This is a genomic window from Halomonas nitroreducens, from assembly GCF_003966155.1.
GTDB classification, from domain to species: Bacteria; Pseudomonadota; Gammaproteobacteria; order Pseudomonadales; family Halomonadaceae; genus Halomonas; species Halomonas nitroreducens.
In genome coordinates this window covers 1-17726 of record NZ_RXNS01000016.1, presented here as the reverse complement: position 1 = coordinate 17726, position 17726 = coordinate 1, and the positions used below count along the sequence as shown (strand labels likewise).

17 protein-coding genes are annotated in these 17726 nt (G+C 63.6%); 6 read left to right on the top strand and 11 right to left on the bottom strand.

Annotation, left to right across the window (positions count from 1 at the left end; translation table 11 throughout):
* Nucleotides 1-21: 21 nt before the first annotated feature.
* Nucleotides 22-624 (top strand): class I SAM-dependent methyltransferase, encoded by a 603-nt coding sequence (locus tag EKG36_RS15630; RefSeq protein ID WP_126485773.1) that lies wholly within the window; start codon nt 22-24, stop codon nt 622-624.
* Nucleotides 625-655: 31 nt separating this feature from the next.
* On the opposite strand, the gene EKG36_RS15625 is transcribed toward EKG36_RS15630, so the two are convergent.
* The 4 genes from EKG36_RS15625 to EKG36_RS15610 all read right to left on the bottom strand — a co-directional run bounded on the left by EKG36_RS15625 (nt 656) and on the right by EKG36_RS15610 (nt 4611).
* Complete coding sequence (locus EKG36_RS15625) at nt 656-1447, bottom strand: thiazole synthase (RefSeq protein WP_126485771.1); 792 nt, start codon at nt 1445-1447, stop codon at nt 656-658.
* Nucleotides 1448-1473: 26 nt separating this feature from the next.
* Entirely contained in the window at nt 1474-1680 is a 207-nt protein-coding gene (thiS, locus tag EKG36_RS15620) for a sulfur carrier protein ThiS (protein ID WP_126485769.1), read from the bottom strand.
* Entirely contained in the window at nt 1680-2750 is a 1071-nt protein-coding gene (locus EKG36_RS15615; RefSeq protein ID WP_246007535.1) for a YeiH family protein, read from the bottom strand. The genes thiS and EKG36_RS15615 overlap by 1 nt, the downstream gene beginning before the upstream one ends.
* Nucleotides 2751-2979: 229 nt before the next feature.
* On the bottom strand, nt 2980-4611 hold the full coding sequence (locus tag EKG36_RS15610) for a GMC family oxidoreductase (protein ID WP_126485767.1): 1632 nt from the start codon (nt 4609-4611) through the stop codon (nt 2980-2982).
* A 226-nt stretch (nt 4612-4837) separates the two neighbouring features.
* On the opposite strand from EKG36_RS15610, the gene EKG36_RS15605 reads away from it, so the two are divergent.
* The 4 genes from EKG36_RS15605 to EKG36_RS15590 all read left to right on the top strand — a co-directional run bounded on the left by EKG36_RS15605 (nt 4838) and on the right by EKG36_RS15590 (nt 8776).
* On the top strand, nt 4838-6064 hold the full coding sequence (locus tag EKG36_RS15605) for a TRAP transporter substrate-binding protein (protein WP_185827574.1): 1227 nt from the start codon (nt 4838-4840) through the stop codon (nt 6062-6064).
* A gap of 14 nt (nt 6065-6078) precedes the next feature.
* Nucleotides 6079-6639, top strand: coding sequence for a TRAP transporter small permease (locus tag EKG36_RS15600; RefSeq protein WP_126485765.1), 561 nt, complete (start codon nt 6079-6081; stop codon nt 6637-6639).
* Between the two features lie 11 nt (nt 6640-6650).
* Entirely contained in the window at nt 6651-7928 is a 1278-nt protein-coding gene (locus tag EKG36_RS15595; RefSeq protein WP_126485763.1) for a TRAP transporter large permease, read from the top strand.
* Nucleotides 7929-8017: 89 nt separating this feature from the next.
* Nucleotides 8018-8776 (top strand): IclR family transcriptional regulator, encoded by a 759-nt coding sequence (locus EKG36_RS15590; RefSeq protein ID WP_126485761.1) that lies wholly within the window; start codon nt 8018-8020, stop codon nt 8774-8776.
* Here EKG36_RS15590 and EKG36_RS15585 read toward each other — a convergent pair.
* The 4 genes from EKG36_RS15585 to EKG36_RS15570 form a co-directional block, all read right to left on the bottom strand.
* Nucleotides 8773-9261, bottom strand: a complete 489-nt coding sequence (locus tag EKG36_RS15585; protein ID WP_126485759.1) for a universal stress protein — start codon at nt 9259-9261, stop codon at nt 8773-8775. The two genes, EKG36_RS15590 and EKG36_RS15585, sit on opposite strands and share 4 nt — an antisense overlap.
* 65 nt (nt 9262-9326) lie before the next feature.
* Nucleotides 9327-10667: a TRAP transporter large permease gene (locus EKG36_RS15580; RefSeq protein ID WP_126485757.1), complete on the bottom strand. Its 1341-nt coding sequence runs from the start codon at nt 10665-10667 to the stop codon at nt 9327-9329.
* Between the two features lie 2 nt (nt 10668-10669).
* On the bottom strand, nt 10670-11233 hold the full coding sequence (locus tag EKG36_RS15575) for a TRAP transporter small permease (protein WP_126485755.1): 564 nt from the start codon (nt 11231-11233) through the stop codon (nt 10670-10672).
* Nucleotides 11234-11328: 95 nt separating this feature from the next.
* Nucleotides 11329-12342 carry a TRAP transporter substrate-binding protein gene (locus tag EKG36_RS15570; protein ID WP_126485753.1) on the bottom strand — a complete coding sequence of 338 codons (1014 nt, stop codon included), beginning with the start codon at nt 12340-12342 and terminating at the stop codon, nt 11329-11331.
* A gap of 397 nt (nt 12343-12739) precedes the next feature.
* Between EKG36_RS15570 and pdxR the strand changes: the two genes are divergently transcribed.
* A complete protein-coding gene (gene pdxR / locus EKG36_RS15565) occupies nt 12740-14212 on the top strand; it encodes a MocR-like pyridoxine biosynthesis transcription factor PdxR (protein WP_126485751.1) in 1473 nt (490 codons plus the stop codon).
* A gap of 78 nt (nt 14213-14290) precedes the next feature.
* Here pdxR and EKG36_RS15560 read toward each other — a convergent pair whose 3' ends face one another.
* The 3 genes from EKG36_RS15560 to thiO all read right to left on the bottom strand — a co-directional run bounded on the left by EKG36_RS15560 (nt 14291) and on the right by thiO (nt 17448).
* Nucleotides 14291-15730: an NAD(P)/FAD-dependent oxidoreductase gene (locus EKG36_RS15560; RefSeq protein WP_126485749.1), complete on the bottom strand. Its 1440-nt coding sequence runs from the start codon at nt 15728-15730 to the stop codon at nt 14291-14293.
* 45 nt (nt 15731-15775) lie between these two features.
* The gene (locus EKG36_RS15555) at nt 15776-16159 is read right to left on the bottom strand and encodes a nuclear transport factor 2 family protein (protein ID WP_126485747.1); all 384 of its coding nucleotides are present in this window, start codon (nt 16157-16159) and stop codon (nt 15776-15778) included.
* 152 nt (nt 16160-16311) lie between these two features.
* Nucleotides 16312-17448, bottom strand: coding sequence for a glycine oxidase ThiO (thiO, locus tag EKG36_RS15550; RefSeq protein WP_126485745.1), 1137 nt, complete (start codon nt 17446-17448; stop codon nt 16312-16314).
* Nucleotides 17449-17726 lie beyond the last annotated feature (278 nt).

Below are 17726 nucleotides of genomic sequence, written 5' to 3'. Positions count from 1 at the left end.
TCCACAGCAGGAGGGTCGCCCATGACCGCGCAAGACCGGCCCACGGCCTTGGCAGGAAACGGGCGACGCGCCCAGCTAGCGCTCTTCGCACGCAACTTCTTCAAGCATCCCCGCATGCTGGGCTCGATCATCCCCAGCTCCCCCTTTCTCGTTCGGCGATTGCTGGAGCGGATCGACTGGCAGCATGCCCGGGTCATCGTCGAGTACGGGCCCGGAGTCGGGACCATCACCCAGGAGCTCCTGCAACGCCTGCCTGCGGAGGCGACCCTGCTGGTGCTGGAGACCAACCGGGACTTCGTCGACTTCCTCCAGCGGTCACTGCCGGATCCCCGGCTCCAGGTGGTCCAGGGCTCCGCGGAGACGATCCAGGCCGAACTGACCCGCCTGGGGCTGCCCGCCGCCGACTACGTGCTGGCCGGCATTCCCTTCAGCACCATGTCGGCCCCGAGCCGCGCTGCTGTTCTCATGAGCAGCCTGGAGGCGCTCTCGCCACAAGGTTCCATGCTGATCTACCAGTTCTCCTCCCGGGTGCTGCCCGATCTACGCCGTGTCTTCTCCGACGTGGAGTGTGATTTCGAGCCGCTCAACATTCTCCCGGCCAGGCTCTACTACTGCCGCCCCTGAGGCGCCCGCGGTGCCTGGAAAGGCGCCGGCGTCACCCCCTGATACGCCCCGCCATGGGCGAGGAAGGGTCTGCCTGGCCGCGGCGCGGCATGCGTCCGGCCAGGTAGGCGCCGCGCCCTGCCTCGACCGCCGCCTTCATCGCCCAGGCCATGGCCACCGGGTCCCGGGCATGGGCAATGGCGGAGTTCATCAGCACGGCATCGCAGCCCAGCTCCATGGCCAGGGCGGCCTCCGAGGCGGTGCCGATACCGGCATCGATCAGCACCGGCACCGAGACTCGCTCGACGATCAGCCGGATGTTGTGGGGGTTCTGGATACCGCAGCCCGAGCCGATCAGCGAGCCCAGGGGCATGATGGCACAGCAGCCGAGCGCTTCGAGTTCCCGGGCGACGATGGGGTCGTCGCTGGTGTAGGCCATGACGTCGAAGCCATCGGCGATAAGCGCCTCGGCGGCCTTGAGGGTCTCGACCACGTTGGGGTAGAGGGTGGTCTCGTCCCCCAGCACCTCGAGCTTGACCAGATTGTGGCCGTCCAGCAGTTCCCGGGCGAGCCGGCAGGTGCGCACGGCGGCCCGGGCGTCGTAGCATCCCGCGGTATTGGGCAGCAACGTATAGCGGGATGGCGGGGCCACCTCGAGCAGGGACGGCTCATCGTTGCCCTGGCCCAGATCGGTGCGACGCACGGCAAAGGTCACCACCTCGGTACCGCTGGCCTCGAGCGCCGCCGCCGTCTCGGCGGCATCGCGGTACTTGCCGGTGCCGACCAGCAGCCGCGAAGTGAATTCGCGACCGGCAATGCGTAGCGGTTGATCGGAAAGGGTCATCGGGGATCTCCTTGTGTGGGCGGGGCTCAGCCGCCGCCGATGGCATGGACGATCTCGATGCAATCGCCCGCGGCAAGGACGGTATCGGCGCGACGGCTGGCGGGCACCACCTCCTCGTTCACCTCGACGGCGATGCGCGAGCCGGACAAGTCGAGATCGGCGAGCAACGCCTCGAGCCGCCAGCCATCCTCGACGAGATGGGGTTCGCCGTTGATATGCACGGGCATCATCATCACAGGCTCGCCAGGTCGAAGTAGATGAAGGCCAGCACCAGCAGGAGCAGGAAGACGGTCTCCGCCACCATCAGGATCACCGGCTTCCAGCCCACCACGGCCAGCTTCTGGAAGGACGTCTTGATGCCGAGGGCGGCGATGGCCGTGACCAGGCACCAGCGCGACAGGTCGGTGAAGCCTTCGGTGACCATCGGCGGAATCCAGCCCAGGCTGTTGACGATCACCAGAGCGACGAAGGCGACCAGGAAGCCCGGCAGCATCGGTACCTTGCCGCCGCCGTCCTCGTCGCGGCGATCGCGCCGGAACAGGAACATGAACACCATCACCGCCGGCACCAGCATGGCCACCCGAAGCAGCTTGACGAAGGTGGAGACGTCGCCGGTGCCCTCGGAGATCATGTAGCCGGCACCGACCACCTGGGCGACGTCATGGATGGTGCCGCCGAGGAAGATGCCCGCATCGGTGTCACTCAGCCCCAGCACCCCGACGATCAGCGGATAGGTCACCATGGCCATGGTGGACAGGGTGGTCACGCCCACCACCGTCATGATGGTATTGCGCTCATGAGTGGCATGGCGGGGCATCACCGCCGACAGGGCCAGCGCCGCCGAGGCGCCGCAGATCGCCACCGACCCGCCGGTCAGCAGCCCCATGTCGCGGTCGAGGCCCAGCAGGCGCGCCAGCACGGCCCCCAGGACAATGGTCAGCATCACGCCGCAGACCACCGTCAGCACCGGCCCGATGCCGAGCTCGGCAACCTGCTCGATGGTGATGCGCCCCCCCAGCAGCGCGACGCCGAGCCGGAGTACCTTCTTGGCGGCAAACTCGACACCGGCCAGGCAGCGCCCCTCCTCGGAGAGGAAATGCAGCGTCATGCCGAACAGCAGGGCATAGAGCAGCGTCGGCCCGCCGTAATGGTCGGCGATGAAGGTCGTCGCCAGGGCGATGGTGATGCAGATCATCAATCCGGGCATGATGCGCTGGAAGGGTTCCAGGCTACGGGGCAGGGCCCGCTTGTTGTTCTCTTCGGTCGACATGTCGGTGGAACCACCGGTGTCTCGATGTGTCATCTCGCCACCTTGCAAACCACGGGCCGATGGTCGCCTCCTGCGACCGGAATCGCCCCTTCGTTATTGGAATACGGAGCCCGACATGGGTGCGTCAGGCATGCCTTCCCTGGGCGTCAGACCAGGCATGCTAGATGCCCCTGACATCCTCGATGGACTTATGGTGCATGGATGCTCTGGAAGGGAGTTAGAACCAGTTCCCGGCCGGCCTTGAGTCCAACTCGTTATCCCCTCAGGAAGCTCGGGCACGATGGACATGTGCCTCCTTGATCATGTCGGAAGCCTTCTCGGCGATCATGATCGTGGGGGCATTGGTATTGCCGGAGACGATTACCGGCATGACCGAGGCATCCACCACGCGCAGGCCCTCCAGGCCATGCACGCGGAGCTGGTCATCTACGACGGCCAGTGGGTCATTCCCCATCTTGCAGGTCCCGGCCGGGTGATAGATCGTCTGGCTGTGCTGACGCGCGGCCTCGAGGAGTTCCTCGTCGCTCTGATACTTCGCCCCAGGCACATACTCCTCGGTGATCACCGAGGCTAGAGGCTCCTGTTCGGCGATGCGCCGAGCCACCTTGATGGCATCCACCGCGACCCGGCAATCCTCCTCGGTGCTCAGGTAGTTGGGCCGGATCGAGGGATAGACGGCGGGGTCGGGGCTGGTGATACGAATGGAACCGCGGCTAGTCGGGCGCAGCTGACAGACCGAGGAGGTGAAGGCGGAGAAGGGATGCACGCCCTCGGCCGGCTTGTCGGCAGAGAGCGGCTGCATGTGAAACTGGATATCCGGACGATCCAGCCCTTCACGAGAGCGGGTAAACACACATACCTGGCTGGCGGCAAGGGTCAGGGGGCCAGTACGCGTCATGAGATATTGAGCCCCCACCGCGAGCTTCCTCAGCGGGTGACGCACCTCGTCGTTGAGCGTTCTGCATCGGGTCTTGAACACCAGACGGATCTGCAGATGATCCTGAAGGTTCTCTCCCACTCCCGGCAGCTCGTGCAGGCACTCGACCCCCACCTCCTCAAGATGCTTGGGATTTCCGATGCCGGAACACTGCAGGATTTGCGGCGATCCAATGGCCCCACTGGAGAGCAAGACTTCAAGATTGGCGCGCACGCGCTCCAGACGCTGACCGCGGCGATACTCGACTCCCACCACACGCTGGCCCTCGAGCAACAGCCGTTGGCAGTGCGCCCGCTTGATGACGGTAAGGTTGGCTCGCTTCACCGCAGGGCGCAGAAACGCCTTGGCCGTCGAACACCGAAAGCCCTTGTAGGAGGTCTGCTGGAAGTAGCCCACCCCTTCCTGGTCCGCCCCGTTAACATCATGATTCTCGGGTATCCCGGCCGCCTTGGCGGCCTCGATGAACCGCTCGGCGATCTCGCGACGCAGCCGCAGGTCAGAGACCTTCAACGGACCGTCCGTGCCGTGATACGGGTCGGCTCCGCGCTCCTGACACTCGGACTTCTTGAAGTACGGCAATACGGAATCATAGTCCCAGCCTGCATTTCCGGCCGCAGCCCAGTCATCGTAGTCCTCGCGCTGGCCACGTATATACAGCAGACCGTTGAGGGAGCTGGACCCTCCCAGCACCTTGCCACGAGGCCACTGCAGGCGACGTCCGTTGATGCCTGCGTCGGGATCGGTGAGGTAGCACCAATCCGTCGCAGGGTTGTGCATGGTCTTGAAATACCCGACAGGAACATGGAGCCAGGGATTCCAGTCAGCGCCGCCCGCCTCAAGCAGCAAGACCTTCGCAGCGGGATCCTCACTGAGCCGATTAGCGAGCACACAGCCTGCCGAGCCAGCCCCCACGATGATGTAGTCAAAGGCTTCTTGCTTGTATGTTGTTGAATTCATTGCAATAACACCGTTAATGATACTCTTTGTCTCATTAAGGCTGAACCAGAGACCTCTAGATGTCAATAACGAGATTTTTCGTATCAAAAATACTTGAAAGATCTTTCTTCCTGACCTAGCTTGAGACCGTGCTCCTCATTTTGACCGCACTGAGAGGCGAGGAGTCTGGCAAACGCCACCCACCATCCCATCACAAGTCCAATCACAAAACGCGGGAGCCCTGCTCATGAAATCACCGATTGGTAACGTATCTCGCCGGGATTTTCTTAACATCTCGGGTCGCTTCGGCCTGACCTCCACCCTGATCGCAGCCTCCGGGTTAGGTGCCGGCCTCACCGCCAGCACCTTGGCCCGGGCCGCTGAACAGGAGCAGCAACGCCGCTATCAGACCGAACCCAAGTTTCAGCTTCGGTTCGGTGCTTCGGGGTTCAACGAGCGCAACCTGGATATCCAGAAGTCGGGGCAGCTGTTCTTTGCCCGCGACCTCGAGGAACGCACCAATGGCGCAATTCGAGTGGAGTTCATGGGGAGCAATGAGGTCTGCAACCAGCTCGACTGCGTCAGCAAGGCCCAGCAGGGGATCGTCGATATCTTCTCGGCCTCGACACAGAACTCTGCAGGAGGCGCGCCCTATCTCAACATCCTCGACTTCGCCTATATGTTCCCGAGCGTCGCCTCGATGTTTCACTTCTTCTATGACAAGCGGAGTGAGACGCTGCTGCGCGAACCACTGCGTCAGCGCCACAACCTGCAGTTCCTGTTCACGCACTGTGACCTGCGGGGCATCATGCTAGGCCTGAAATGGCAGGACGAGCCGCTGGTCACCAGCCTGGAGCAGCTTCAGGGCACCAAGAACCGTGTCACCGGCACACAGCTCGGGCGCATCGCCATGGAGCAGCTGGGGCTGAACCCCGTTCCCGTGGCCTGGGAGGAGACCCTGGACGGGCTCCGTCAAGGCCTGCTCGACGGAGCGGAGACCTGGATGAGCGCGGTGGCCTATGCGGGCATGGCACCCGTCGTTTCCCAGGCAGTCGACTTGCGGTTCTTTGCAGGCACCGAGCATACGGCCATGAACCTCTCCAAGTTCGAGAGCCTGGGAAGCGAGCTTCAGGAACAGGTCATGGAATCAGCCTACTGTGCCCAGGTCTTCACGCAGGGCATGAACGAGGCGGGTCGCTATCAGATTGTCGGGGCCACCGAGCACCCTGCCGAAAATACCGTCTTCGCCCAGAACAACGTCCGGGTCGCTCCCCTCTCGGATGCCGAGCGTGAGAAGGCCGAGAAGCTGTGTTCCCCAGAATTCAACCCGGAACCCTGGGAGCAATGGCGCGAACGCCTCAACTCCTGGGCAGGTGGCGTGGATATCTACAAGGAAATTCATGGTATTGCCCGCGAGATACCGAGCGACACGGCGGCAGTCAATGTCAAGCCTCAGCGCTGGTGGAAAGGCTGAACCGGAGGCTCATGATGGCAAACCACAATTACCAACAAGCTCAACCAGCCACGCGGTGGCTGGTTCCCCTGCGCTGGCTGGATGACAACCTGGAGAAGTGCATCATTCTCCTGTCTTACGCGGGAATGTCCGGTATCATTTTCGTGGAGGTGATTCGCCGTTTCTTCTTCAGCGTTCAGGCTCCCTGGAGCACCAGCATCCCCGTCCTGCTCTTCCTCTGGCTGACGTGGTTTGGTGCCTCGCTCAACGTCAAGAACCGCACGCACCTGTCGCTAAACGAGATCCGCATGCGACTGCCCTATACAGGACAGTTCCTGTGCCTCGTGCTGGATGCCGTGCTCTGGATTGGCTTTGGCGCCATGGTGATCAACTTCACCATCGATCAAGTGCAGTTGGCCTATAACAATTTCGCCATCGTGCCGGGCACGGACAACGTCATGCAATGGTGGTTCTACATGGCCACACCAGCCGCCTGGGTGCTGATCATCTACCGTGTTCTACAGAATCTCTTCGCTGACTGGCAACGCTTCCGCCTGCGTGAGCCTTTCAACCTCCAACCCTCGATAATGGATTAGGAGGACAGATCATGACAGACGGTCTTCTTATTGGCCTGATTACGGCAGGCGTAACCATATTCTTCTTGCTTGGCGTTCCCATTTTCCTGGTTATTGGATTATGGGTGGTCGGTACCAGCATAGTCATTGATTTCACCCTGGCCAATATCGGTGTAACGCTGTTCCAGGGCCTTAGCTTCTTCGGCCTTCTTGCCCTTCCCCTTTTCATCCTGACGGGCGACCTGATCAACGCCGCGGGGATCGCCAAACGGCTATCCGACTTCGCCTACTCGGTGCTCGGCTGGGTGCGCGGCGGCATGGGCATGGCGACGCTGGGCGCCTGCGGCCTGTTCGCGGCGATTTCAGGCTCCAACGCTGGCACCACGGCGACCATCGGCTCGATCATGCACCCCGAGATGAAGGACAACGGCTATGACGACCGGTTCTCGGCGGCCACTGCGGCATGCGGGGGCACCGTCGGTATCATCATTCCGCCGAGCATCATCTTTATCGTCTACGGCTTCATGATGAACCTGTCGATCAGCGACCTGTTCATCGCCGGCATGATTCCCGGGGCCATGATGGTGCTGGGGATGATGATCGCCTGTCATCTGGTAGCTCGCCGCCATGGCTGGGGAACCCTGATCTCTTTCAAGGTCAAGGAAAGTGCCGGCTTTGCACGCAGAGCCTACCTGGGCTTCGCCACCATCGGGGTCGTCCTGTATGGCATCTATTCCGGTAAGTTCTCGCCAACCGAGGCTGCCGCTATCACGGTCGGCTTCACGCTGATCGCAGGGCTACTCATCACCCGTGAGATCAGTCTTTTCCGGCTGCCGGCCATCATGCTGCGCTCGGGACAGATCGCCGGCATGCTGGCGCCACTGATCGCCATCTCGGTGGTGATGCAACAGCTGCTATCCGTACTGGGTGCCGGTCAGATTCTTGAAGGATTATTGAATGGCCTGGGCAGTTACTACGCCATTCTGGGAGCCTGTATGGTGATGATCCTGCTCGCGGGAATGATCCTGGAGAGCCTTCCTGTCACCATCATCCTGGCCCCGATCCTGGCACCGATCGCCCAGAATGCCGGTGTGGACCCCATTCATTTCTCCGTGATCTTCCTGGTGGGGGCCGCCATCGGCTTCGTCACGCCGCCGTTCGGCCTCAACCTGTACGTGGCCAGCAGTATCACCGGCATTCCCTATCTCAGGCTGGTACGCTTCGTGATACCGTACTTCATTGCGCTGATGACCGCCTGGATCGCGATCTCCCTGTGGCCACCACTTTCCATGTTCCTGGTCAACCTCTGACACGGCAGCGGCGCAGCAAGCCTCTGGGGGCCTGCTGCGCTATCATCGGGTCGAGCCATTGCCCAGGGAGCGAGTCGTAAGGAACACCCATGTCCAAAGACAACGCCACCAACACCACCCTCCTGCGAGCGATCAGCCTGCTGGAGGAGATCGCCACGGCCGAGCACAGCATCAGTGCCGCGGATCTCGACAAGCGACTGGATATCCCCAAGCCGACGATCCACCGCCTGCTCAAGCAGCTCGAGGAACAGCAGCTGATCTCGCGAGACCTGGACGGGCGTCACCTGCTGCCCGGTCCACGGATGCATCGCATGGCCATGGGGACACTGGCCAATGAAAGCCTGAAGGCACCGCGAAGGATGTTGCTGGAGCGTCTGGCCAAGGAAGTCGGCGAGACCTGCAACCTGACGTTGCTCGATGGCCATCAGCTGCTCTACTACGATCGCGTGGAAACCAACTGGCCGGTACGCATACAGCTGGCACCCGGATCTCGATTGCCATTGCACTGCACGGCCAGTGGCAAACTGTTTCTGGCCTTGATGCCCCCTCATCGACGGCGCGACCTGCTGTCGAGCCTGCCACTGGAGGCCCATACCCCCTATACCCTGACCTCGGCTTCCGCCCTCGAGGAGCAGCTCGGACAGATCGCCAGGAATCGTCTAAGCACCGATAATGAGGAGTTCATCCAGGGGATGGTCGCCATCGCCGTCCCCATCTTCGATCAGGTGGGTCATATGCAAGCCACCTTGGCGATCCATGCCCCCCGACTGCGGCATTCGATCGAATCGCTGATGGAGTGGGCACCGCTAATGCGCCAAATCGCCTCGGAGCTGGAGGAAACGCTCTAGCGTCGGGTCGGCACCACCACCACCGGCACCCTGGCCCGCTTGATCACGCCCTTGGTGATCTTGCCCGCGTAAGTGGCCGTGAAGCTGCGCTTGTTGGCCGCCATCACGATCATGTCGCTGCCGGAGCGCGTGGCGAAATGGGTGATTACCGAGGCCGGATAGCCCTCCAGCACGCTGCGCGTCACCTCCCGATCGCCGAAGGCCTCGCGAAGCTCGGCATGGCGGGTCCAGAAGGTGTCGAGGCGCTGATCGAGTTCCTCGCGAGCCTGATCGAGGCGTTGCGCCATCAGCGTCTCGAGCATCTTCCGGTCGCGGATATTGACCTTGAGGGTGTTGACCACGTCGTCGGACAGGGACTTGACCGCGTGCAGGACGTGGAGCTCGGCACCGGTGGCCAACGCCAGGCCCACTGCCTGGGTCAGCACCAGGTCGCAGTCGCCTCTCAGCCCCACGCAGCACAGGATACGACGGATACCGTGACTCATGACTCTTCCTCCCTCGGCGCGGTAGCGGGTGACACCGCGCCGTCGTCAGCAACGAATCGCGACTGCTAGTAGCCCATCACGCTGGGTAACCAGAGCGAGATCTGTGGAAAGTAGGCGATGATGAACAGCGCCACGATGGAGCCGGCCGCGAAGGGTAGCGCCTTCAACGAGATCTCCTCTATCGAGGAGCCGCCAATCCCCGAGGCCACGAACAGGTTCTCGCCGAGCGGTGGGGTCTGGAAGCCGATGGCCAGGGCACAGACCACCACGATGCCCACGTGGACCGGATCCATGCCCAGCATGTACATGATCGGCAGCAGTACCGGCGTGAGGATCATGATCGCCGCCAGGGTCTCCATGAACATCCCCACGAACAGCAGGAAGAAGATGATCATCGCCCAGATCGCATAGGTGTTGTCGGTGACACCCAGCATCACTTCAGCAATGTAGGCGGGAACCCGCTGCTCCACCAGCAGGCGCCCGAACACGGTGGCCGTGAACAGGATCAACAGCACCCGCCCGGTGATCCAGGTGGTGGTTTCCAGCGTCCTCAGGGTCGGCTTCCAGGCCAGTTCCCTGTGCAGGAAGATGCCCACGATCAGCGTGTAGAAGATCGCCACGATGGCCGACTCGGTCGGCGTGAACAGTCCGCTATAGATGCCGCCGAGGATGATCAGGGGCGCCAGCATCGACCAGATGCCCTTGCGCAGGGTCCCGCGGATCTGCGGGAAGGACCAGTGATCGGTCAGGCCCCGATAGCCGCGCTTGCGCGAGATGAGATAGTTGATGGTCAGCAGGCAGCCGGCGATGACCACGCCGGGCATGATGCCGGCGATGAACAGCTTGGGAATCGACAGCGTCTGGAAGGCCCCATGCTCGGCGACGGCTTCCGGCGGCGGCTGCAGGCCCATGCCGGAGATGCCGAAGATCACCATCGGGATGGAGGGGGGAATCACCACCCCGAGACCGCCGGAGGAGGCGGTGATGGCAGAGCCGTAGCCGCGATCATAGCCGCGGTTGGCCATGGCCGGGATCATCAGCATGCCCACCGCCGCGGTGGTCGCCGGGCCGGAGCCGGAGATCGCCCCGAAGAACATGCAGGCAAACACCGTGGCCGCAGCGAGGCCACCGGTGGCAGGGCCGGCGAAGGCCTCGGCGATATCGACCAGGCGCTTGGAAATGCCGGCGGCTTCCATCAGCGCCCCGGCGAGGATGAACGCCGGCAGGGCCATCAACGGGAAGGACCCCACCGAGGTAAAGGCGATCTGTACGAACGCCATGGGATTTTCGCCCAGGCTGAGGTAGGTGGCCAGTGCCGCTACCCCCAGCGAAACGGTGATCGGCGCTCCGATAATCAGCAGCAGGAAGAAGGCGCCAAACAGGATGTAGACAATCGTGGGATCCATACTCATTGCTCCCGCGGTTTCGGGCCATCACCCGTCGCGTCGTCGTGGTGCTTGAACTTCTCGACCTCCTGGGATTCGGGGTCGGCGAGATCCACCTTCTTGACGAACTTGAGATAGTTGTTCTGGAGGATCCGCAGCGTCATGGCGATAAAGGCGATGGGCAGGATCAGGTAGAAATACTTCATGGGAATGCCCAGGGTCTGGGACTTCCAGAAGAGGTTCATCTTGTTGAAGACGAAGTCATAGCTCAGGTAGATGAAGACGGCATTGAAGCCGATCCAGATCAGGTCGGTGAGCACCGCGCAGAACGTTTCGACCCAGCGAGGCAGAAACTTGAACTGGAAGGTTACCCGGTTATGGGCCGACATCTTGGTGGCATAGACCGCCCCCAGGTAGGCGAACCACACGAAGGCATAGGTCGCCAGTTCGTCGCCCCAGGGCAGCGAGTAGCTGAACAGGTTCCTGAGCACGATCTGGGCGAACAACAGGATAACGAAGGACACCAGGAGGAGCTGACAGATGATGCCCTCCAAGTTGTCGATGATCTTGAAGAGTAGCGTTTTCATGAGACTGCCCCTTGACGATCAGGCTCCCGATGGGCACCTCCCCGCATCGGCCCCAGGGCCGATGCGGGGGTCATTGTATGCCGTGATGGCTGGGGTCACTCTGCTGGCGCGGGATCGCGGCCCAGGGCGGTAAGCACCTCGTCGAGCTTCTCCTTGCCACCGATGCTGTCATAGAACTCGGGCCAGATACCGGTTGCCAGTTCGATCCACTCCTGCTCGTCATTGGCGGGTTGGGTGATCTCCATGCCGTGCTCCTCGACCAGCCGCTCCTTGATGGAGGCCTCGGTGGCGAGCAGGTAGTCATAGCTGTGTTCGGTGGCTATCTGACCGGCTTCCAGCACCGTTTCCTGCATCTCGGGGCTGAGGCTCTGGAACTTGCCCTCGCTGATGATCAGCGGCTGCAGGGAGAACACGTAGCAGCTGTCGGTGACGTAATCCTGGACCTCGTAGAATTTCATTGTGTCGATGGTGATATAGGGATTGTCCTGTCCATCGACCACGCCCTGCTGCAGAGCGGTGAAGGTCTCGGACCAGGCCAGGGGACTGGGATTGACGCCCCAGGCCTGGTAGGAGGCGATCATGATCTGGTTCTTGGGTACGCGGATGTTCAGCCCCTCCAGATCGGCGGGCTCGGCCACCGGTCTGACGGAGTTGGTGAGACGGCGGCAACCGGAGTAGGCCCACCCCAGGATGCGTACGCCGGCATCGCGGATGGTGTTCTGGGTCAGCTCCTCACCGACGTCCCCCTGAGTCAGCGTCTTGGCATCCTCAGGACTCTGGATGACATAGGGCAAAGTCAACACGCCCACCGTCGGCGAGAACGGAGTGATGTTGTTGATGGCCAGAACCGACAGGTCCAGCAAGCCCATGCTGGCATTGTTGACGGTGTCCTGCTCGCTGCCGAGCTGGCCGTTGGGAAACAGGTCGATGGTGACCTCCCCCTCGGTCTTCTCCTCGACGAGATCGGCAAAGGTCGTGCCCAGCTCGTACTGGGTGCCCCCGGCAGCATCGCCCAGGGCCATCTTCCAGGTCTCGGCCATGACGTTGCCGCTCAGGGCCAGGCTTGCGGCGGATACTGCCATGGGGATGATCAGTTTCTGGATACGCATTGTGATCTCCAAACCTTGTTATTGTCGGAAAGACAGGATGTAAGCGCGCTGCAACGCCTTCCTGGACGATCGGCGAGTCTGGAAAGACTCTCCGAGGTGAATCACCGTGACGAGTCCGGAGGTGCCATCTTGGAGTTATCGCCTGTGTCGCGACCTCCGGGCGTTCTCCCCGCCGATCATCGGATACGTGCTGTTCGCCATATCCTGATTATCATGTTCTACGCACTCGTCCGGAGTGCCAGTAGAACCAGTGGGACACCGTCGATTGGTCCAGCTCTGAAGGGAGGCACAGGCAGCCGGGAGCCTCCATCCGCTGCAGCGTACCCGGCCCCTGCCCGCCGGGGTATGGCATACTCGAGGATTGCCTATTCATCAGCCTTGGCGAGACACAACTTCAATGAGCCAGCTTCTCTTCCACCTCGACCCCGACCTGCCGGAAAGCCTCCAGCGACAGCTACGCGAGCAGATCGCCCGCGCCATCCTCGACGGTCACCTGCCCCTGGATCAGGCGCTGCCCTCGAGCCGCAAGCTGGCCAAGGAACTGCATGTGGCCCGGAATACGGTGATGCTGGCCTACGAGCAACTCCTCGATGACGGCTATCTGATCGCCAAGAAACGTAGCGGCTACTTCGTCAATCCCGAGATCCTCGAGGGCCGCGCCGAGAAGCCCGTGCGCCTGAACGATATCGATGCCGAACGCCTGCCCTGGGAAGAGCTGCTCACCATGCACCCCTCCCGGCAGAGCACCATCAACAAGCCCAGCGACTGGTATCGCTACGACTACCCGTTCCTCTACGGCCAGATCGATCCCGAGCTGTTTCCGACCCAGCACTGGCGGGAATGCAGCCGGGATTCGATGAGCGTGCCGGCGATCCGCAGCTGGGCGGTGGACCACCTCAACGACGACGACCCCCTGCTGATCGAGCAGATTCACCAGCGCTTGCTGCCGCGCCGCGGCGTCTGGGCCGCCCCCGAGGAGATTCTGGTCACGGTGGGCGCCCAGCAGGCGCTGTGGATCACCAGCATGCTGCTGCTCAGGGCCGGCCGCCGCTTCGGCATGGAAAACCCCGGCTACGTGGACATGTACAACATCGCCCGCACCTTCACCGACGATATCCGCCTGCTGCCGGTGGACGAGTCGGGCATGCGCATGGAAGCCGACATCGCCGACTGCCAACTGGTCTATGTCACGCCCAGCCACCAGGCACCGACCACCGTCACCATGCCCCTGGAGCGCCGTCGCCGGCTCCTGGACATGGCCGAGATGGACAACTTCCTGATCATCGAGGACGACTACGAGAGCGAGACCAACTATCTGGACAACCCCACGCCGGCCTTGAAGAGCCTGGATCGCCATAACCGAGTGATCTACGTGGGCAGCCTGTCCAAGACCCTGGCCCCGGGCCTGCGCCTGGGCTATATGGTCGGCCCCCCGGCGCTGATTCGCGAGGCCCGGGCGCTGCGCCGCCTGATGTTGCGCCACCCGCCGACCAACAACCAGCGCGCCGTCGCCCTGTTCCTCGATCGCGGCTACCACGATGCCCTGCTGCGCCAGATCCACCAGACCTTCCATAGCCGCTGGCAGCGCATGGGAGAGGCCCTGGCACGGCACATGCCCCATGCTTCAGTACCCTCCACCTACGGCGGTTCCTGCTTCTGGGTGAAAGGGCCCGACGAGCTCGACTGTCACGAGCTGCGCCGTCTCGCCGCCGAGCAGAGCATCCTCATCGAGTGCGGCGACATCCACTTCTTCGACACCCCCCTCCCTCAATACTTCCGGCTGGGATTCTCGGCCATCCCCGAGTCGCGCATCGAAACGGGGATCGAGCGTCTGGCGGCGCTGGTGCCCCAGTCGATCGGCGCCCGCTAAGCGGAAGACGCCCCTCTCCACCAACCACGAAGCCGCCTCGAGGGCGGCTTCAGGGGGCGAAATGGGGAACGCGACGACTTAGAACACCTCGTCCTTCAGGTGGTACCAGCGATACAGGAAGCGCTGGCCAAAGCGTCGGAAGGGCGCGAAGGCCTGGGACTCGACCATCTCGCGCAGGTTGGGGAACGGCAGTCGGGAGGTGAAGATCGGCAGTTCCAGCGCCTGGCCGTGGCCGGCGATCCACTGCGCCAGGCGACGGCCGGCCTGGGCCGAGTACATCACGCCGTTGCCGCCGTAACCCAAGGCGTAATAGACCGTCTCCTTGGCATCGGGCTGATGGATGCGCGGCATCATGTCGTGGCTGACGTCGACCCAACCCCACCAGGAGTAGTCGATATCGATGCCCTGGAGGGCCGGGAACTTGCGGTGCATGTCGCCGGTCAGCATCGATTCGTACTTCTTCTGAGGCGCATCGCGGCCGGTGATGGCGCTACGGCTGCCGATCTGCAGGCGCTTATCCGGCAGCAGTCGGTAGTAATGGCGCAGCACCCGGGTATCGGTGATGACCTGATGGGTGCGCATGTTGCAGGCCGCCAGCTCATCGTCGGACAGCGGCCGGGTGACGATCGAGTTGGAGAGGATCGGCAGCAGGCGATTCTTGAGCTCGCGATGCAGGCTCTGGGAAGTGTAGCCGCCGGTGGCGATCCCCACCGCGCGCGCCTTGACCACCCCGCCCGGGGTCGTCAGGTAGTGCACGCCGCCCCGGGTCTCGAAGCCCTGCACTGGGCTGGCCGGGTGGATCTTCACGCCCAGCGCCCGGGCCTTGCGGTGATAGCCGAAGGCCAGCTTGCCCGCATGGATGCCGATCCCTTCCGGCTCGTGCATGGCGCCGGCGGCCTCCTGGTCGCCGATCCACTCGCGCTTGACCGTCTCGGCATCCAGGATGCGGGCATCGTAGTCGAAGGTCTCGCGCAGCAGCTTCGCCTCCTTCTCGAGGGTCGGCATCATCTTGTCGCGATGCGCCACGTACAGATGGCCGCCGGGCTGGGGGTCGCAGTCGATATCGGCGATCAACTCCTTGAAGGTCGCCATGCCGTCCAGGCACTCGCGATGGAGCTTCAGGGCGGTTTCCAGGCCATAGCGCTGTATCCACTGGGAGCGCTTGAGGCGACCGGAGGCACACTGGGCCTGCCCGCCGTTGCGGGTCGAACAACCCCAGCTGGTGCGATTGGCCTCGAGCACCGTGGCCTTGATGCCATATTCCTGGGCCAGGAAGATGGCGGCGGTCAGGCCGGTGAAGCCGGAACCGATGATCACCACATCGGCATCCGTGTCCTGCGTGATCGGGCCGTCGTCCGCCGGCGGCTCGCCGGCCGTGCCGATCCAGTAGGTGGGCGCATAGTCGCGCCCCACTCCCGGCGTGGCACTCTTGAGCGGATCATAGGCCGGATCGTACGGCTGGGCCGGAGAGGTCGCCTGCTGCGTCGCCGCCTCGGCGTCTGGCATTGTTGTCTCCATGATCGGACTCCTCGCAGTCGGATGCCGTGGTTCGTCCTCGCCGGCTCAGGCGTTGACGGGCGGACGGTTCTTGCGGAAGGCGTTCTTCACCGCGATCTTGCCGTCGCGGAAGGTGAACGCATCGATCATGCGGGCCTCGCTGCGCACGCCATCGGTGGTGGTGCCCTGGTAGGTGGACTCGGTGAAGCCCTTGTCGCCGAGCACGTAGTGCTCGGCGTCGATCCAGCTGGCATCCGGCGCGGTCTTCCAGGCATTCTCGAGGCCCTGACGCACCTCCGCCTGCCCCACAAAGCTCTTGCCCTGCAGGTCCGGACCGGCGATGGCATGGAACACACAGTCCTCGGTCATCATGGCCATGACGGCATCGATGTCATGACGGTTCAGGGCGTCGCTGAAGGCCTCGAGAAAGGCGGTATCGGGTTGGCTCATCTCGGTCTCCTGAGCATTGTCGTTGTGCGGTGAATGCGAAGCGGACGGGGCCGGCGGGGCTCGATCCTCATCGCTAACGAGCCTACTGCTCCCGCCGGCCCGGCATTAGCGCCAGTTGCCGGCGGGATATTGGACCAGCGTGGCGACCCGGCTCAGCCGGTCGCGGCCAGCGCCGCCGCAGAGGCGAGCCGCGCGGCCGGGCGGAAGGGGGCCGGGTCGAGGATCGGCGCGCGTCCCAACAGCTCATCGACCAGCAGCCGTGTGGCGGCCGGGGCCAGCACCAGGCCGTTGCGGTAGTGGCCGGCATTGACGAACAGCCCACCCACGCCGGGGATCTCGCCGATAAAGGGCAGGCCGTCGGGCGCACCCGGCCGCAGTCCCGACCAGTGGTGCTCGATCTCGCACTCGGTCAGGGCCGGCAACATGGACACCGCGCTGGCATACAGCGACTCGCGGGCCTCCGCGGTCGGGGTCTTGTCGTAGCCGGCCTCCTCCAGGGTCGAGCCCACCAGCACCCGCCCGTCGGCGCGGGGGATCAGGTAGCGCCCGCCGCGCAACACCACCCGCTCGAGCCACTGCCGGCTGCCGGTGACGGTCGGGGTCCGGAAGACCATCATCTGCCCCTTGACCGGGCGCACCGGGAGAGCAATCCCCAGCGGCGCCAGGAATTGGGCCGTCCAGGCCCCGCCGCAGAGGATCACGCGACCCGCGGTGAACCGCCCGGCGGCGGTCTCGACGCCGCCGACCCGACCGCGTTCGACCACCAGGCGCTCGACCCGGCAGTGCTCACGCACGGTGACGCCGGGCAAGGCCCGAAGCCTGGCACGCAGCGCCTGGCCCAGCCGGGGATTGCGCAGGCTGCCCAGGGTCGGCATCCACAGTCCGCCCTCCAGGCCGTCGACGAGGCGCGGCTCCCGGGCATAGACGGCGTAGGCATCGATCCGGCTCAGCGGCTTGTCGACCCGGCCCGACCACGCCATGGCAGAGGCCTCATCCTCCAGGTCGAGATAGAGCAGTCCCTGCCGGCGAAACTCCGGATCGATGCCGGTGGCCTCGGCCAGATGCGCCGTCAGGTGGGGGTAGCGGCCTTCCGACCAGCTCGCGAGCTGCGAGATGGGGGCCGGATGACGCCAGGGATAGAGCGGCGAGACGATGCCGCCCCCGGCCCAGGAGGCCTCGCCGCCGCAGGGGCCCCGCTCCAGCAGGGTCACCTCGTGGCCGGCCTCGGCCAGTTGCCAGGCGGTCATCATGCCGATGACGCCGCCACCGATGATCAGGAAGTCCTTCATGGATCGTCTCCTCGATACCGTCGTGATGGGGAGCAATGCTGCGGCCATAAGAAAGCCCCGGCCTGGCGCGCTGCGTCGCCGGTGTGGCCGGGGCTGGGATGAGGGCGTCAGCTCAGCGAGTGAGCCAGGCCGCCCGCTTTAGACGTAATCCTGATACTTCTCCAGCAGCCGCACCGGCTTCTTCAGGGCGTCGCGGCGGAAGGGGTCGCCCAGTTCGCGGGTGCACATGATCTCGAGGATGCAGGTCTTGCCCTCGTTCATCTGCAGGTCCACCGCCT

Coding starts and splice junctions, on each gene's coding strand:
- EKG36_RS15630 (WP_126485773.1), top strand. CDS start 22: ATGACCGCGCAAGACCGGCCCACGGCCTTGGCAGGAAACGGGCGACGC.
- EKG36_RS15625 (WP_126485771.1), bottom strand. CDS start 1,447: ATGACCCTTTCCGATCAACCGCTACGCATTGCCGGTCGCGAATTCACT.
- thiS (WP_126485769.1), bottom strand. CDS start 1,680: ATGATGATGCCCGTGCATATCAACGGCGAACCCCATCTCGTCGAGGAT.
- EKG36_RS15615 (WP_246007535.1), bottom strand. CDS start 2,750: ATGACACATCGAGACACCGGTGGTTCCACCGACATGTCGACCGAAGAG.
- EKG36_RS15610 (WP_126485767.1), bottom strand. CDS start 4,611: ATGAATTCAACAACATACAAGCAAGAAGCCTTTGACTACATCATCGTG.
- EKG36_RS15605 (WP_185827574.1), top strand. CDS start 4,838: ATGAAATCACCGATTGGTAACGTATCTCGCCGGGATTTTCTTAACATC.
- EKG36_RS15600 (WP_126485765.1), top strand. CDS start 6,079: ATGGCAAACCACAATTACCAACAAGCTCAACCAGCCACGCGGTGGCTG.
- EKG36_RS15595 (WP_126485763.1), top strand. CDS start 6,651: ATGACAGACGGTCTTCTTATTGGCCTGATTACGGCAGGCGTAACCATA.
- EKG36_RS15590 (WP_126485761.1), top strand. CDS start 8,018: ATGTCCAAAGACAACGCCACCAACACCACCCTCCTGCGAGCGATCAGC.
- EKG36_RS15585 (WP_126485759.1), bottom strand. CDS start 9,261: ATGAGTCACGGTATCCGTCGTATCCTGTGCTGCGTGGGGCTGAGAGGC.
- EKG36_RS15580 (WP_126485757.1), bottom strand. CDS start 10,667: ATGGATCCCACGATTGTCTACATCCTGTTTGGCGCCTTCTTCCTGCTG.
- EKG36_RS15575 (WP_126485755.1), bottom strand. CDS start 11,233: ATGAAAACGCTACTCTTCAAGATCATCGACAACTTGGAGGGCATCATC.
- EKG36_RS15570 (WP_126485753.1), bottom strand. CDS start 12,342: ATGCGTATCCAGAAACTGATCATCCCCATGGCAGTATCCGCCGCAAGC.
- pdxR (WP_126485751.1), top strand. CDS start 12,740: ATGAGCCAGCTTCTCTTCCACCTCGACCCCGACCTGCCGGAAAGCCTC.
- EKG36_RS15560 (WP_126485749.1), bottom strand. CDS start 15,730: ATGGAGACAACAATGCCAGACGCCGAGGCGGCGACGCAGCAGGCGACC.
- EKG36_RS15555 (WP_126485747.1), bottom strand. CDS start 16,159: ATGAGCCAACCCGATACCGCCTTTCTCGAGGCCTTCAGCGACGCCCTG.
- thiO (WP_126485745.1), bottom strand. CDS start 17,448: ATGAAGGACTTCCTGATCATCGGTGGCGGCGTCATCGGCATGATGACC.